Source organism: Streptomyces sp. CNQ085, assembly GCF_022614595.1.
Classification (GTDB): Bacteria; Actinomycetota; Actinomycetes; order Streptomycetales; family Streptomycetaceae; genus Streptomyces.
Genome location: NZ_JAJFAU010000011.1, coordinates 5,728 through 20,565, shown reverse-complemented (window position 1 = coordinate 20,565; position 14,838 = coordinate 5,728). Strand labels below are relative to the sequence as shown.

General features: G+C 72.4%; 14 protein-coding genes and 1 tRNA gene. 3 read left to right on the top strand and 12 right to left on the bottom strand.

The window, feature by feature from the left end:
• Nucleotides 1–237: 237 nt before the first annotated feature.
• From LJ221_RS04005 to LJ221_RS03980, 6 genes are all read right to left on the bottom strand, one after another.
• A tRNA-Ala gene (locus LJ221_RS04005) sits at nucleotides 238–310 on the bottom strand.
• A 126-nt stretch (nucleotides 311–436) separates the two neighbouring features.
• Nucleotides 437–1,078, bottom strand: coding sequence for a histidine phosphatase family protein (locus LJ221_RS04000; RefSeq protein WP_241713746.1), 642 nt, complete (start codon nucleotides 1,076–1,078; stop codon nucleotides 437–439).
• 8 nt (nucleotides 1,079–1,086) lie between these two features.
• A complete protein-coding gene (gene rsfS, locus LJ221_RS03995) occupies nucleotides 1,087–1,506 on the bottom strand; it encodes a ribosome silencing factor (protein ID WP_241713745.1) in 420 nt (139 codons plus the stop codon).
• A gap of 118 nt (nucleotides 1,507–1,624) precedes the next feature.
• Complete coding sequence (locus LJ221_RS03990; RefSeq protein ID WP_247719617.1) at nucleotides 1,625–3,592, bottom strand: LCP family protein; 1,968 nt, start codon at nucleotides 3,590–3,592, stop codon at nucleotides 1,625–1,627.
• Between the two features lie 13 nt (nucleotides 3,593–3,605).
• Complete coding sequence (gene nadD / locus LJ221_RS03985; RefSeq protein WP_241713744.1) at nucleotides 3,606–4,235, bottom strand: nicotinate-nucleotide adenylyltransferase; 630 nt, start codon at nucleotides 4,233–4,235, stop codon at nucleotides 3,606–3,608.
• A 55-nt stretch (nucleotides 4,236–4,290) separates the two neighbouring features.
• Nucleotides 4,291–4,455 (bottom strand): hypothetical protein, encoded by a 165-nt coding sequence (locus LJ221_RS03980; protein ID WP_241713743.1) that lies wholly within the window; start codon nucleotides 4,453–4,455, stop codon nucleotides 4,291–4,293.
• 140 nt (nucleotides 4,456–4,595) lie between these two features.
• On the opposite strand from LJ221_RS03980, the gene LJ221_RS03975 reads away from it, so the two are divergent.
• Complete coding sequence (locus tag LJ221_RS03975; RefSeq protein WP_241713742.1) at nucleotides 4,596–5,702, top strand: M48 family metallopeptidase; 1,107 nt, start codon at nucleotides 4,596–4,598, stop codon at nucleotides 5,700–5,702.
• Here the strand turns inward: LJ221_RS03975 and LJ221_RS03970 are convergent.
• From LJ221_RS03970 to LJ221_RS03945, 6 genes are all read right to left on the bottom strand, one after another.
• Nucleotides 5,680–6,759, bottom strand: coding sequence for a hypothetical protein (locus LJ221_RS03970; protein WP_241713740.1), 1,080 nt, complete (start codon nucleotides 6,757–6,759; stop codon nucleotides 5,680–5,682). The two genes, LJ221_RS03975 and LJ221_RS03970, sit on opposite strands and share 23 nt — an antisense overlap.
• 99 nt (nucleotides 6,760–6,858) lie before the next feature.
• Nucleotides 6,859–7,551, bottom strand: a complete 693-nt coding sequence (locus LJ221_RS03965) for a hypothetical protein (RefSeq protein ID WP_241713739.1) — start codon at nucleotides 7,549–7,551, stop codon at nucleotides 6,859–6,861.
• A gap of 109 nt (nucleotides 7,552–7,660) precedes the next feature.
• Nucleotides 7,661–8,938 carry a glutamate-5-semialdehyde dehydrogenase gene (locus LJ221_RS03960; protein ID WP_241713738.1) on the bottom strand — a complete coding sequence of 426 codons (1,278 nt, stop codon included), beginning with the start codon at nucleotides 8,936–8,938 and terminating at the stop codon, nucleotides 7,661–7,663.
• Between the two features lie 95 nt (nucleotides 8,939–9,033).
• Nucleotides 9,034–9,366 (bottom strand): hypothetical protein, encoded by a 333-nt coding sequence (locus tag LJ221_RS03955; protein ID WP_308314714.1) that lies wholly within the window; start codon nucleotides 9,364–9,366, stop codon nucleotides 9,034–9,036.
• Between the two features lie 293 nt (nucleotides 9,367–9,659).
• Entirely contained in the window at nucleotides 9,660–10,811 is a 1,152-nt protein-coding gene (proB, locus tag LJ221_RS03950; RefSeq protein WP_241713736.1) for a glutamate 5-kinase, read from the bottom strand.
• Nucleotides 10,812–10,922: 111 nt separating this feature from the next.
• A complete protein-coding gene (locus LJ221_RS03945) occupies nucleotides 10,923–11,180 on the bottom strand; it encodes a hypothetical protein (RefSeq protein WP_241713735.1) in 258 nt (85 codons plus the stop codon).
• 548 nt (nucleotides 11,181–11,728) lie between these two features.
• Here LJ221_RS03945 and LJ221_RS03940 point away from each other — a divergent pair.
• A complete protein-coding gene (locus LJ221_RS03940; protein ID WP_241713808.1) occupies nucleotides 11,729–11,968 on the top strand; it encodes a hypothetical protein in 240 nt (79 codons plus the stop codon).
• 703 nt (nucleotides 11,969–12,671) lie between these two features.
• The gene (locus LJ221_RS03935; protein WP_241713734.1) at nucleotides 12,672–14,744 is read left to right on the top strand and encodes a hypothetical protein; all 2,073 of its coding nucleotides are present in this window, start codon (nucleotides 12,672–12,674) and stop codon (nucleotides 14,742–14,744) included.
• Nucleotides 14,745–14,838 lie beyond the last annotated feature (94 nt).

Sequence of the window (14,838 nt, the reverse complement as noted above, 5' to 3'; positions counted from 1 at the left end):
GTGGCCCCTCCGCTGTCTCTGCCGTCCTCGATGTCTCCGAACGTCCCGGCGGGCTCCCGCCACGCTCAACGGTTCGTCCGGCGTTCCGATTCTGCCATGCCCCGCCCGCGGGCAGGAGGGCGAGAACGGATGCGCTGAGGTCCCGGGGTTCCGCTTCGCGCGCACCGCTGCCGGACGCTCCCTCCGGAAAGACGGAGATCCCGCCCCCGAGGGGGGGCGGGATCTGTCTCACCCATGTGGAGCTAAGGAGAATCGAACTCCTGACCTCTTGCATGCCATGCAAGCGCTCTACCAACTGAGCTATAGCCCCAGTGCTCCGGACCCGCCGCTCTCACCGCGGTGCCGTGAACGGGAAGAAGCTTAACCGGTGACCTGCCCGAATGCGAAATCCGCCTCCGGCGGGCCCTGAGGCGGCGGGCCCGCCGGACGGGCCGTGTCAGACGTCGTCGCCGAGGACGGGCTGGGGAAGCGTCCCGGCGTTGTGCTCCAGCAGCCGCCAGCCGCGCGCCCCCTCGCCCAGGACGGACCAGCAGCAGTTGGTCAGTCCGCCCAGCGACTCCCAGGAGCCCGGTTCCAGACCCAGCAGGCGGCCGATGGTGGTGCGGATCGTGCCGCCGTGGCTGACCACGACCAGGACTCCGTCGTCGGGCAGCTTCTCGGCACTGCGCTCGACCACCGGCGCCGCGCGGTCGGCCACCTCGGTCTCCAGCTCGCCGCCGCCGCGCCGCACGGGCTCGCCGCGCTTCCAGGCGGCGTACTCCTCGCCGTGGCGCTCGACGATCTCCTCGTGCGTCAGCCCCTGCCACACGCCCGCGTACGTCTCGCGCAGGCTCTCGTAGCGAGTGACCTCCAGGCCGGTGACCGCGGCCAGCTCGGCGGCGGTGTCCACGGCCCTCCTCAGGTCGGAGGCGATGATCGCGTCCGGTTTGAGCGCCGCGAGCAGCCGCGCGGCGCGGCGGGCCTGCTCAAGGCCGGCCGCGGTCAGCTCGATGTCCGTGGTGCCCTGGAAGCGCCGTTCGAGGTTCCACGCGGTCTGCCCGTGCCGCCACAGCACGATGCGGCGGCCGCGTCCCGCCACGCGTCCGTTCAGTTCAGCTCACCGCCCTCGCGTGCGGCGGCCTCACCCTTGCCCCGGGTGGCCTTGGCGTCCTCGGGCAGGTCGATCTCCGGGCAGTCCTTCCACAGGCGCTCCAGCGCGTAGAAGACCCGCTCCTCGCTGTGCTGGACGTGCACCACGATGTCGACGAAGTCCAGCAGGACCCAGCGGCCGTCGCGCTCGCCCTCGCGGCGCACCGGCTTGACGCCCTTCTCCTTCTGGAGCCGTTCCTCGACCTCGTCGACGATCGACTTGACCTGGCGGTCGTTGGGCGCGGAGGCCAGCAGGAAGGCGTCGGTGATGGAGAGCACATCGCTGACGTCGTACGCGACGACATCGTGGGCGAGCTTGTCGGCTGCAGCCTGGGCTGCTGCGTTGATCAGCTCGATGGAGCGGTCCGTGGCGGTCACAGGCAGCGCTTTCGGTCGGTGGTCCACAACCCTTCCAGGGTCTCACGCCCCGCCGCGGACCGGCTCCGTCGGGCCCGGCGGAGCCTCACCCCGCCGGACCCCGCCGGACCCCGCCGCCTCACGACCCTCCGGACTCGTAGTCCTGGCCCAGCACCACAGTGATGTCGGCGTTCGCCGCGCCCTTGCCCTCGACCACGGCCTTCTCCGGCAGGCCGAGCGTCCTGGCGACCTCCTCGGCCCCGGCCCTGTCCCCGGCGTCGGAGTAGGTCACCCGGGTGGTGGCCTGCGCGGACTGCGCGCTGCCGCCGCCGACCACGGTGTAGCCGCCGTTGACCAGCGCCACCCTGGCGTTGTTCACCGCCTTCTCGTCGCCGGTGGCGTTCTTCAGGCTCACACGCGGCGCGGCGTTCGGATCGGTGTTCTTCACCGTGCCGCCCAGCACGTCCTTCACCAGGCCCTCGCTGGTGGCGTCGCTGAGCGTGCCGTCCGCCTCCACGGGCAGCAATTCGGTGCCGTGGGCGTCCTTCCTGGCGTATCCGGCCAGCGAGGCGAGGCTGGCTCCGAGCTGTCCGTCGGTCAGTGAGGGGTCGAGGATCTGCGTCAGCGCACGGACCGTGCCGGTGGCGGTCCTCGGGTCGTCGGACATCTTCTCCAGCGTGGCCCGCAGGACCTGCCCGAACCGGGCGAGCTGTTTCGTCTGCGGCTCACCCTCGGCCCGGTGCGTGGCGTAGGCGACGGCGGCACTGCCGTCCAGGTCGCGCCCCTCGCCCCGCCTCACCAGCGGTTCGTCGTCCTTCTCCCCGCCGGACACGGTGGCGTCGGCGTCCAGGGAGATGCCGCCGACCAGATCGACCCAGTTCTCCAGGTAGGGGGTGTCCAGCCGCCAGGTGCCCCTGATGTCGGTGCCCAGCAGCAGGCCCAGCGCGTCGCGGGTGGCCGCCGCACCCTCGGCCTCGAGGGACCTGCCCAGCGTCGTTCCCCCGCCCGTGCCGCCGGAGGAGACGACCAGGGAGTTGGGCAGCAGGACGGTGGTGCCCCTGCCCGCCGTCTCGTTGTTGACCAGCAGCGCGGTGGACGTCTCCCCGTCGTCGATCTCGCGCAGGTGGACGACGATCACCTTGCGTTTCTGTGCGGCCGACGCCGCCTCGCCGGTCCCGCCGTCCCCGGAGGTGCCGGGCAGCATGCCCGCCCACCAGAGCCAGCCGACGCCGCCGGCCAGCACCACGGCGAGCGCGGCGACCAGTGCCACCGTGCGGTTGCGACCCCGGCGCTTGGCCTCCTCGCGCCGCTCGGTGCGGCTCTCGGAGAACTTCAGCCAGTCGATGACGTCCTCGGACTCCTCGTCCTGCTCCTCGACGAAGGAGAACTCCTCGGTGCGGTACTCGTCGGCGTCGGCGTCGGCACTGGCTTCGAGGTCGGGAGAGGCGCCGTCACCGGTGCGCCCGCCCTCGCCGGACCCGGCTTCCGGCGCGTCACCGGGCCCGGCGGAGCGTTCCCCGTACCAGGTCTGCTGGGCCTGCTGCGGGATCCACGTCTGCGCCGCCGGCTCCTGCCGCCCGGCGGCGGAGGCGTCCGGGTCGCCGTACCGGTCGTCCTGTCCGCCGTACCCGCCGTACCCGTCGTATCCGCCGTACCCGTCGTATCCGACGGCGTGCGGCTCGGAAGTGTAGGGGCTCTGGGCGTACGGCTCCTGGGCGTACGCCTCCGGCGCGTATCCGGTCCGGGTCCCCCCGGCGTGGGGGTCCCCGGCGTGGGGGTCCGCGGCGTGGGAGTCAAAGTCGTAGGAGCCGGAGCCGGAGCCGGAGTCGTAGGAGCCGGGGGTGTGCGTGCCCGAGTCGTAGGACCCCACGCCATAGGGCTCCGTGCCGTAAGCTCCGGCGCCGTAGGGGTCGTAGGCGGGCTGCTGCCCGGTTCGGGAGCCCTGTCCGTACGCGGAACCGTACGAGGGGTCGTACGGGGCGTCCCCGTACGGCGCGCCGGGGCCCTGCCCCCCGTAGACCGGCCGGCCGTACTCGTCGTAACCGTAGACGTGACCGCTCTCCTGTGACGGGTCCCCCGGCCCGTGCGGGTCCTGTCGGTCGTTCAAGACTGCCGCCCCTCTAGCCCTTCGGCGCCCGGCCGTCCCGGTACAGCCGGCGTTTGTTGATGTAGCGCACCACACCGTCCGGCACCAGATACCAGACGGGGTCCCCCTGCGCCACACGCGCGCGGCAGTCCGTCGAGGAGATGGCCAGCGCCGGGACCTCGATCAGGGACACCCCGCCGGCCGGCAGGCCCGGGTCGGCGAGGGCGTGCCCGGGGCGGGTGACCCCGATGAAGTGGGCGAGCGAGAACAGCTCGTCCACGTCGCGCCAGGTCAGGATCTGGGCGAGCGCGTCGGCGCCGGTGATGAAGAACAGGTCGGCGTCGGTGTGCAGTGCCCTGAGGTCCCGCAGGGTGTCGATGGTGTACGTCCGGCCGCCGCGGTCGATGTCGGTGCGGCTGACCGAGAACTGCGGGTTGGAAGCCGTGGCGATGACCGTCATCAGATAGCGGTCCTCGGCCGGCGACACCGCCCTGTGGCTCTTCTGCCACGGCTGCCCGGTCGGCACGAAGACCACCTCGTCCAGGTGGAACCTGGCCGCCACCTCGCTGGCCGCGACCAGGTGTCCGTGGTGGATGGGGTCGAACGTCCCGCCCATCACGCCCAGCCGCCGTTTGCCGGCGCCGGACACTATGTGCTCTCCCATGCGTGCCGACCTTAGCCGTCCGGCGCCGATCGCGCCGCCGTCCGGGCCCGGTGCCTCAGCGGTCCCGGTTGAAGCGGGTGGTGATCCACAGCAGCAGGAGCAGCACTCCCAGAGCGCCCAGACCGGCGGCGAACGGGTTGACGGACGTGCCGCCGTGCTCGCCGTTCTCGGCACTGGAGGCCAGGAGGTTCAGGGTGTGCACCGTGTCGGGGAGGGTCATCGTCGGCAGACCTATCGGGTAGGGGCGGAAACTTGAGCCACATCGTAAGCGGGGCGGGATGCTGTGGCGTGTGGCACCCACCACCTAGGGTGGGCTCCGACACGGGGGATGGGCCCGACCAGACCCGCAGGGGGCGGACGATGACAGACGGCGACGGCACCACCGAAGACCTTCCCTGCCGCGACAGGCGGCGCTTCCCGGGGATCTCCTCGCGGGCGTACGAGCACCCCGCGGACCGGTCCGCGCTGGTGGCGCTGCGCAGGCTGAGCGGTTTCGACACGGTCTTCAAGGCGCTGAGCGGGCTGCTGCCCGAGCGCAGCCTGCGCCTGCTGTTCCTGTCGGACTCGGTCCGGGTGGACGACGCGCAGTTCACCCACCTGTACGCCATGCTGCGCGACGCCTGCTACATCCTGGACCTGGAGAAGGTCCCGCCGATGTACGTCACGCAGGACCCGAGGCCCAACGCCATGTGCGTCGGCCTGGACGAGCCGGTCATCGTGGTGACCACCGGGCTGGTGGAGCTGCTGGACGAGGAGGAGATGCGGGCGGTGATCGGCCACGAGGTCGGCCACGCCCTGTCCGGGCACGCGGTGTACCGGACGATCCTGCTGTTCCTGACCGGTCTGGCCGTCAAGGTGGCGTGGATCCCGCTGGGCAATGTGGCGATCATGGCGCTCGTGGCGGCGCTGCGCGAGTGGTTCCGCAAGTCGGAGCTGTCGGCGGACCGGGCCGGACTGCTGGTCGGCCAGGACCTCCGGGCGTCGATGCGCGGTCTGATGAAGATCGCGGGCGGCGACCACCTGCACGAGATGAACGTCGACGCCTTCCTGAAGCAGGCCGACGAGTACGAGTCCTCCGGCGATCTGCGCGACTCGGTGCTGAAGATCCTCAACGTGCTGCCGCGCAGTCACCCCTTCACCACCGTGCGCGCCGCGGAGCTGCGCGAGTGGGCCGCGAGCCGCGATTACCAGCGGATCATGGAGGGCCACTACGACCGGCGTGAGGACGACAAGGACACCTCGGTGTACGAGTCGTTCCGGCAGTCCGCGAGTCACTACTCCGACACCGTGCGCACCAGCAAGGACCCGCTCATGGGCCTGCTGCGGGACCTGGGCGACGGCGCCGGGGACCTGGGCGGGAAGCTGCGCGACCGCTTCGCCGGGCGCGGAGCGGGCGGCGGTGCGAGCGCCAGGGGCGACGGCGGGAGCGGCGGCGCGGAAGGCGCTACGGGCTCGGCAGGGAGCTAGGGTCCAGCATCCCGCACACCGGGCTGTCGCCTCCGTCGCGCAGGTAGGGGTCGGTGCCGGCCGGGTGGTCGGCACCTGCTTCCTGCCCGGCCGTCAGCGGGCGCAGGGCGTCGTGGGCACGGGCCGCGCAGGACATCGGCCCGGCCCGCACCTCGCTGCGCTCCACCGTCAGATGGTGGTCGCGCAGATCCTCGCGGTCGAAGCGCAGCCGCAGTTCGCGCCGGACGGTGAACAGCGAGGCGTCCGCCCCGTCCGCCCGGTCGCCGCCGGCCCGGGCGGGGCGGACGGCGTAGACGAAGACGTGGTCGGTGACGATCTCCAGCGCGTCGGCCTCCGCCTCGCGGACCTGCATCGTGCCGCGGACGCGCACCCCCTCGCCGGCGAACTCCGTGCGCCCGGGGTCGAAGCGCACCAGCCAGCCGGTCGCCGCGTGGTGGCCGTCGGCCGCGGGCCGCTCGATGCTGCGGTCGAACTGCGCGTGCTGGCCCGGATCGACCAGTATCCGCACCGGCCGCGCGGTCCCGCCGCTCAGCACCTCGGGGTTGAGGGAGCTCTCGACCACGTACTCCTTGGCGACGGACAGCGCGGCGAGCACCTGGCTGTCGGCGAAGTGGGCGGTGGAGCGGGCCGGAGGCAGCGTCACTCCGGCGGCCCCGGTGCGGAACTCCGCGGCCGGGCTGCGTTCGAACAGGCGTGACGGCCGCCCGCCGGGCACCCGGCTGCCCCCGCCCGGCGAGAGCGGGACGACCGTGCTGCTCATCACCCGCGGGCCCGGCTGCTCCACGGGCTGCCGCGGGCCGCTCACCCCGGCGTAGACCACGGCGCCGAAGGCGAGCACGATCAGCACCGCCAGGACCATGCCCCGCCACGGCGTGCCGCGCGGCGGGCGGGACTGAAGAGGCCGGACGGGGTGCTCTCGGTCGGCGATCCGCTCCCGCGCGGAGAACTCCTGGAGGCGGGCAGCCCGGACGAACGACTCGTCGAAGACGGTGGAGCGGTACTCGTCGTCACCGCCTCCGGAGGAACCCCGGGGCGGTGGGTCTCCAGACCCGGCCATATCCCCAGAGTAGGCCCGGCGAAAGACGCCGAACCCGCCCACGAGGCCGATTCGGGGAAAAGTCGGACAGTGTCCGCCGGGCGGCCTACCCGGCGCCCGCTACGGCCGGCCGCCGAGCCAGGACGTGCTGTAGTGGCCGGACAGGGAGGGGAGCGCGCCGGACCGGCCGGCCGGCGGGGCGTCGACCCCGCTGGTCGCGGGCGGCGGCTCCGGCGGGGGCTGCTGCCGCTGGCCGGAGGCGCCCCGGTGGACGGCGGCGAAGGCCATCGCGACGATGCCGACGCTCATCACCACAGCGAGCACCCAGGCGACCGGCCGCTGCCAGCGGACATGGCCGCGGTAGGGACGCGGGGGGTACCCGTGGGGTCCGGCCCGGCCGTCGTTCTCCTCGGTGTAGGCGGCGTATCCGGCGTCCTCCGGATACTCGGCGTCCTCCACGTACTCCAGGTGGTCGAGGCGGTCGGCGAACTCCAGCCGACCGTAGCGGTACCGGCCGTGATGGTCGTCATCCTCGTCCACCCCGGCGTCGCGGCCCTCTTCCACACCCTCGGGGCCGTCCGGCCGGATTCCGTAGCCGTACTGGTCGTCATGCGCGAGCGCCGCCTCGGTCTCGGAGGGGGACTGGGCGGCGGCCGGAGCGCGCTCGGCGGCGGTGGGCTCGTGAATCAGGGCGGCGCGTACGAAGGACTCGTCGAGCACCACGGAGGCGAACACGTCGTCCGCCGCCGCGCGGTCGCGGTCGTCGGGCTCCTCGCCACCGTGGTGCGGCTGGCCCCCCACATCCTCCGGCACGGGACCAGCGTAGACCGGCCGGAGGACTTTGGGCAGGGAGAACGGCGATTCGTCTGGTTTCACGCGGGGCGGGGCGCCGCCCTCGGAGCCCCGCGGGAGAGCCGCCGGATCAGTCGCGCACGTGCCCGTCGCCCGTGACCACGTACTTCGTCGAGGTCAGCTCCGGCAGGCCCATGGGCCCGCGGGCGTGCAGCTTCTGCGTCGAGATGCCGATCTCGGCGCCGAAACCGAACTGGCCGCCGTCGGTGAAGCGGGTGGAGGCGTTGACCATGACCGCGGTGGAGTCCACCAGCGACACGAAACGGCGGGCCGCCGAGGTGTCGGAGGTGACGATCGCCTCGGTGTGGCCGGAGCTCCAGCGGCGGATGTGCTCCACCGCGGCGTCCAGGGAGGGCACCACGGCGGCGGCGATGTCGTACGAGAGGTACTCGGTGGCCCAGTCCTCCTCCGTGGCGGGCACCACGTCCACGCCGCCCGCCTCGCCCGCCTTGGCCCAGGCCCCGTCGCCGTGGACGGTCACCCCGGCCTTCTCCAGCGCGGCCAGGGCGCGTGGCAGGAAGGCGTCGGCGATACCGGAGTGCACCAGCACGGTCTCGGCGGCGTTGCAGACGCTGGGACGCTGCGCCTTGGAGTTGACCAGGATCTCCACGGCCATGTCGAGGTCGGCGTGCTCGTCGACGTAGACGTGGCAGTTGCCGGTACCGGTCTCGATGACCGGGACGGTGGACTCCTCCACGACCGTCCTGATCAGGGAGGCGCCGCCGCGCGGGATCAGCACGTCCACCAGGCCGCGGGCGCGCATCAGCTCCCTGACACTGTCGCGGCTCTCGCCGGGCACGAGCTGGACGGCGTCGGCCGGGAGCCCCGCGGAGACCACGGCGTCGCGGAGCACGGCGACCAGGGCGGTGTTGGAGGAGTACGCGGAGGAGGAGCCGCGCAGCAGCACCGCGTTGCCGGCCTTCAGACAGAGCACGGCGGCGTCCACGGTGACGTTGGGCCTGGCCTCGTAGACGATGCCGACCACGCCGAGCGGCACCCGCACCTGGCGCAGCTCCAGGCCGCCCGGGAGCGTGGAGCCGCGCACCACCTCGCCCACCGGGTCGGGCAGGGCCACCACGTCGCGCACGTCGGAGGCGATGGCGGCGATCCGCTCGGGGGTGAGGGTGAGCCGGTCGACGACGGACTCGGCCGTCCCGGCGGCGCGGGCCCTGTCCACGTCGGCGGCGTTGGCCTCGACGATCTCGCCGGTGCGGGCCACCAGGGCGTCGGCGATCGCGAGCAGCGCGCCGTCGCGCGCGGTGCGCGGCAGCGGGGCGAGCGCGGCGGCCGCCTCCTTGGCGCGTCGGGCGGTGTCGGTCACGGGCGAGGTCTGCGATGCGCTGCTCATGCTCCCAGCGTAGCCAGGGCGGGCGGCGTCCATCCCCGGGTCCGCGGTGCGAGACGGGTGGTGTGCCCGGCCCGCCGCCTCCCGGCGGCCCGGGGTCAGAACGGGTGGACGCCGGCCGGGATGGCGGGGTGCGGGCCGTAGCCCTCCGCCACCCGCCGGCGGTACGTCTCGCGGCCGATGACCTCCAGCCCGACGATCTCCCAGGGCGGCAGCTTCGACGACGCCCGGTGCTCGCCCCACAGCCGCAGCGCCACGGCCGCGGCGTCGTGGAGGTCGCGGGCCTCCTCCCAGTAGCGGATCTCGGCGTGGTCGTTGGCGTACCGCCCGGCCAGCAGGAAGGGGTGATCGTGGGCGAGCCGCTCCAGCGCCCGTCTGACATCCCGCAGCGGCGCCTCGGCCCCGGAGACGCTGAGGGTGACGTGCCACAGCCGGGAGGCGCCTCCGGCGCGGCCCTCCTCCCCGCCGCGGCGGGCGTCCGGCCCCGCCGGAGGGGGCGGGGGGCTCCCCGCCCCGTCGCCTCGCTGGGGGTCCCCCAAGTCGACGCTGGTCAGTCGTCTCACCGGCGGCCTCCCGTGTGGTGCCGATCTCGTGTGGCTGCGCCTGTGCGACCGCGCGAGCGCGGTCCTCCCACAGAAGTGGACCAGCACTCGAGTCCCCGTGTGGCGGTTTTCGGGAAGCTTTCCGTGGAAAGGCTGACCCGGCTGCGCCGTCAGGGGTGCCGTCAGGGGTGCAGCAGGACCAGATCGTCGCGGTGGACGACCTCCCTCTCGTACGCGGGGCCGAGTTCGCGGGCCAGGTCGCGGGTGGAGCGGCCGATCAGCCGGGGGATCTCGCGCGCGTCGAAGTTGACCAGCCCGCGGGCGACGGCCCGCCCGGCGGTGTCCCGCAGCTCGACCGGGTCGCCGGCGGAGAACTCGCCCTCCACCCCGGCCAGCCCGGCCGGCAGCAGCGAGGTGCGCCGCTCGACGACGGCCCGCACCGCGCCGTCGTCCAGCACCAGCGCGCCGCGCGGGGCGGAGGCGTGGGCCAGCCACAGCAGCCGGCCGGCGGAGCGGCGGCCGGTGCGGTGGAAGTAGGTGCCCACGGACCGGCCGGCGAGGGCGTCGGCGGCGCGGGTGGCGGAGGTGAGCACCACGGGGACGCCGGCCCCGGCGGCGATCCGGGCCGCCTCGACCTTGGTGACCATGCCTCCGGTGCCGACCCCGGCCTTCCCGGCGCTGCCGATCTCCACCCCGTCCAGGTCGTGCGGGCCGCGCACCTCCTCGATGAGGGAGGTGCCGGGGGAGGCCGGATTGCCGTCGTAGAGGCCGTCGACGTCGGAGAGCAGGACCAGCAGCTCGGCGCGGACGAGATGGGCGACCAGCGCGGCCAGCCGGTCGTTGTCGCCGAAGCGGATCTCGTCGGTGGCGACGGTGTCGTTCTCGTTGACGACCGGCACCGTGCCCATGGCCAGGAGCTGGTCCAGGGTGCGGTAGGCGTTGCGGTAGTGCGCGCGGCGGCTGGTGTCGTCCGAGGTCAGCAGCACCTGGCCCACGCGCCGGCCGTAGCGGGCGAAGGAGGCGGTGTAGCGGGCCACCAGCAGACCCTGGCCGACGCTGGCGGCGGCCTGCTGGCGGGCGAGGTCGCGGGGGCGCTTGTCCAGGCCCAGCGGTGCCAGTCCGGCGGCGATGGCGCCGGAGGAGACCAGCACGACCTCCTTGCTGTCCTCGTCCTCCGGGGCGCCGAGACACCTGGCCACCACGTCCACCAGCGCGTCCACCCGGTCGGCGTCCAGCCCGCCGGCGGCCGTGGTCAGCGAGGACGACCCGATCTTCACCACGATCCTGCGGGCGTCCCGTACGTCCCGCCGAAGGCCCTGCTCTGCCGCTGCCACCTGCGCCGTCCCCTGCGTGTGATCCCTCGTCCGGTCGCTGTGCAATCTACGCGAGCCCCCGCTCGGCCCGCCCGCCCGCTGGTCAGGGGCGACCTCTTACCCTCGGAAGGCCTAAGCGATTTCCGCAATCAGGCCAACCGTCCCGATGAAGGCGACACCTGCACCAATGAATCGAAAGGTCCCCGGCGCCGCAGGCCCGGTAAACGTGAACCCGGAAAAAAATCCAAATACCCGACGGGCGGCATCTCCGTGGTTCAGAAAGGTGACCCATCCGTAAATCGAGAAAAGTGCAAAAAATACCACCGCAGACACGTCCACACCGGACGAAGGGGTTTGCCCCATGGAAAGGGGAAGGAAATTCGCCATCATCAAGAAACACCACCGAAAAAGGAAGCGGGAGCCTCAAGCACACAGACTCCCGCCTCGCTGTACCGTGGACGAATCAGGTATCACCATTCGTCGAGAGTGAACCACTTCCCAACCTCAGTGTTGACGCTCGTAGTGATACCGAACTCAGCACCGACACCTCCCCCACGCTGACCGTAGTTACACCCACACTCTCTCCCCGGGTGTTAGCCGTACCTATAGCCCTTTCATGGGTCACCGAAGCAGCGGCTCCGTACCCGGCAGAGACCGTCCCGCCCCACCCGTCACCTTTAAGCTGCGCTATGCCATCAGCGTTGCTGCCCATCGCCCCGAGCTGGATACCTGTCCCCAGGGACGGGGATTCCATTCCCTTGGAGACGGTGTGACCGTACTCGACTTTCCCGTCAGGTGTAATTGTCTTCACGATACAGGCCTCTCCTGCCACTCCAGTCCCGAAGCCGATGGAACCACTGAGGCACATTCTGCCTGCGTCATTTGCCCAAAAAGTGTCCCAAACTTTCCCGATTTCATCCTTGGCGAACCCGCCGACTATGGAAGAGACACCAGTGTTCTGCGTCGGCCGCGTCGTAGTGCAGCCCGGTGGTGTAGGCCCCGGCCAGCTCACCGGCCTCGCCCTGGACGCCTTGGACATGGCCGTCTGGAGACGTCGTCGAACCGGCGCCACCCTGAACGGCCGACCACGCAAGACCCTCGGCTGGAAGACCCCGGCCGAAGCCCTCAACGAGCAGCTACAGTCGATCCAACAAGCCGGTGTTGCGACGACTGGTTGAACCTGAGCAACTCAGGTTCAACCGGCGACGCCTCCACGGCGAGCTCGGGCACGTCACCCCCACCGAACACGAAGCCACTCACCACCTGACGGTCGAATCCCCAGCATCGCCGCAGAAAACCAGCTAACCGACTCTCCACAAAACCCGGGGCTCGACAGCCCTGATGACCGCCGAGGAACTGGAGCAGCGCAAGCGTGAACAGGACCGGGAGAACCAGGAGAGCGAGGCCGACGAGGAGCAGGGGATCACCTTCATGGAGGACCTCCTCCGCGAGACCCCCCCCCCACCGCCGACCTCGGCGGCGACTCCCGGCAGGACGCCCCGGACGCCGGGGCCGATGGCGACGCGGACGCGTACGCCACCGGGCGGGGCGGTGAACAGAAGGGGACTTCCGTTCACCGCCCCGCCCGGCGTTGCGCGAGGGCACCGCGCGAGGACAGCGCCGCGGTGACCGTAGGATGAGCGCCGCAAACGCATCATCGAGTGGTCGTCGAACACTCCGCCGCATGCCGATCGCCGTTGGGGAAGGGCGCCGGAAAGCCTCCGGAAGGCAGGGGCGGGCGGTAGGCGAGACGACACGTATGACGTCCCTTCCTGGAGCGTGACCTGCCTGATGTCCGCCTCGTTCCCAGTCCTGAGGCTCTTCCACAGCAAGAGACGGGCCGAAAGGGGTTCCCCCCGGCCCGCTCCACCGAGCTTCTCGGTGAAACACGCTCTGGCCCTCTCCGTCCTGCTGGGCGCGGCCTTCCTGGCACAGGCACTGGGCGCCCTGCTGGCCGACACCGCCCTGTTCGTCTCGGGATCCTCGGCCGGCCTCCTGCTCGACCTGTACCTGGTGCACCGGCAGCCCTGGCTGGTCGCCGCGCTGGGCAGGCTGCGCTTCGACGTCACCACCCGTCAGCTGCTGCGCGACGCGCTGATCGTCGTCGGCCTGGTCCGGCTGCCGGGCATCGACCCGCTGGAGGAGCAGCCCCTCGCCCTGGCCCTGCTGGCCGGGTACTTCCTGCACTTCTGCTGCCAGGCGATCGCGCTGCTGATCAGGCGCCGGCGCACCCTCCCCATCGTCACCCGCAACATCGACGCCTCCGCCCTGCGGCTGTCCTCCGCGCCGCCGCGGCTGCTGGCCCGCCAGCCCAGCCGCCGGCTGCTGTACTTCGCCCTGCCCGCCACGGCCGGTCTGATGGCCTCGGCCGTGACCACCGACGCCCTGTGGGGCCTGCTGGGAGTGGGCGTCACCCTGGCATTCCACCTGGGCGGCATACTGCGGCTCGCCGCCTGGCTGCGGCCGGGCGCGCAGCCCGCGAACGAGCGGCAGGCGCTGGAGTGGCTGGACCGCTGGCTGGCCGAGTACCGGCCGACGGTGGCGATGTACTTCTCCGGCGGCGCGGCCTCCGCCTACCAGGCGAACATGTGGCTGGGCACGCTCTCCGCACTGGAGGCCAGGCCGCTGATCGTGCTGCGCGAGCGGTTCATGGTCCAGAAGATCGACGCGACCGACGTGCCCGTCGTGTGCATCCCCAAGGTCGCCCACCTCATGCGGCTGGAGCACTCCTCGCTCAAGATGATGCTGCACCCGGCGAACTCCGGTAAGACCTCGCAGGTACTGCGCATCCCCTCGATCAAGCACGCCTTCATCAACCACGGCGAGAGCGACAAGCTCTCCAGCTGCAACCCCTACGCCAAGGCCTACGACGAGGTGTGGGTCGCGGGCCGGGCCGCCCGGGACCGCTACCGGCTCGCCGACATCGGCGTCGACGACCGCGACGTGGTGGAGGTCGGCCGCCCGCAGCTCGCGCCGATCCGCCCGTACGCCGGGCCCCCGGCCGCGAACGGTCCCGTCACGGTGCTGTACGCGCCCACCTGGGAGGGCTGGACCGACGACCCCGGCAACACCTCGGTCATCCTGGCCGGCGAGAACATCGTCCGCGCCCTGCTGGCGGACCCGAAGGTGCGGCTGCTGTACAAGCCCCACCCGATGACCGGTTCGGTGGACCCGCGCGCGGCCCGCGCCGACGTGCGCATCCAGCACATGATCGCCGAGGCCAACGCCCGGCGCTCCGGCCCGCGCCCCGGCCCGGAGGCCGCTGCCGAGCTGGCCCGCCGCACCTCCGAGCTGGACGAGCTGACCAGCACGGCGTTCCGGCCGAGCGCGGACGAGATGGAGCGGATGCTGCTCCAGTCCACCCCCGAGGGGGACCGGGAGGCGGCGGTGACGGCCGCGACAGCCGCCTGGGAGGAGGCCTACTGGGCGTCCTTCCCCGAGTGGGAGCACCTGGTCGTCACCGGGCCGCGGCCCGCCCTGTACGCCTGCTTCAACCGCTCCGACCTGCTGATCAGCGACGTCTCCAGCGTGGTCTCGGACTGGCTGGCCGGTGAGAAGCCGTACGCGGTCGCCAACACCAGCGGTCTGGCGGAGGAGGAGTTCAGGGCCGGTCTGCCGACCGTGCGGGCGGCCACGGTCCTCACGCCCGACGCCGCCGGTGTGCCCGCCCTGCTGGACTCCGTCCGGGACCCGTCCAGGGACACCATGGCGCGGGCACGTTCCGAGCTGAAGACGCATCTGCTGGGGCCGGCCGACCCGCCGTCGATCGTCCGCTTCGACCGGGCGGTCGCGGCGCTGTGCGCCAAGGCGGACAGGCGCCGCGAGCTGATGGCCCTGCGCACCGACGACGCCCCGGCGCCGCGGGTGGCCGCCGAGGCGGCGGAAGCGGCCGACGCGGCGGAGAACGGGCAGGAGAGCGGCCCCAGTGGCTCGGAGAACTCCCTGACCACCTGAGACACCCGGCTCGCGAGCCGCGAAGCGGGGGGGGGGGGGGGGGGGGGGGGGGGGGGGGGGGGGGGGGGGGGGGGGGGGGGGGGGGGGGGGGGGG

Bases quoted from the DNA above. Each gene is read 5' to 3' on its own strand.
- nadD (WP_241713744.1), bottom strand. From the start codon at position 4,235: ATGGGAGAGCACATAGTGTCCGGCGCCGGCAAACGGCGGCTGGGCGTG.
- LJ221_RS03980 (WP_241713743.1), bottom strand. From the start codon at position 4,455: ATGACCCTCCCCGACACGGTGCACACCCTGAACCTCCTGGCCTCCAGT.
- LJ221_RS03975 (WP_241713742.1), top strand. From the start codon at position 4,596: ATGACAGACGGCGACGGCACCACCGAAGACCTTCCCTGCCGCGACAGG.
- LJ221_RS03970 (WP_241713740.1), bottom strand. From the start codon at position 6,759: ATGGCCGGGTCTGGAGACCCACCGCCCCGGGGTTCCTCCGGAGGCGGT.
- LJ221_RS03960 (WP_241713738.1), bottom strand. From the start codon at position 8,938: ATGAGCAGCGCATCGCAGACCTCGCCCGTGACCGACACCGCCCGACGC.
- LJ221_RS03945 (WP_241713735.1), bottom strand. From the start codon at position 11,180: ATGATGGCGAATTTCCTTCCCCTTTCCATGGGGCAAACCCCTTCGTCC.
- LJ221_RS03940 (WP_241713808.1), top strand. From the start codon at position 11,729: ATGGAAGAGACACCAGTGTTCTGCGTCGGCCGCGTCGTAGTGCAGCCC.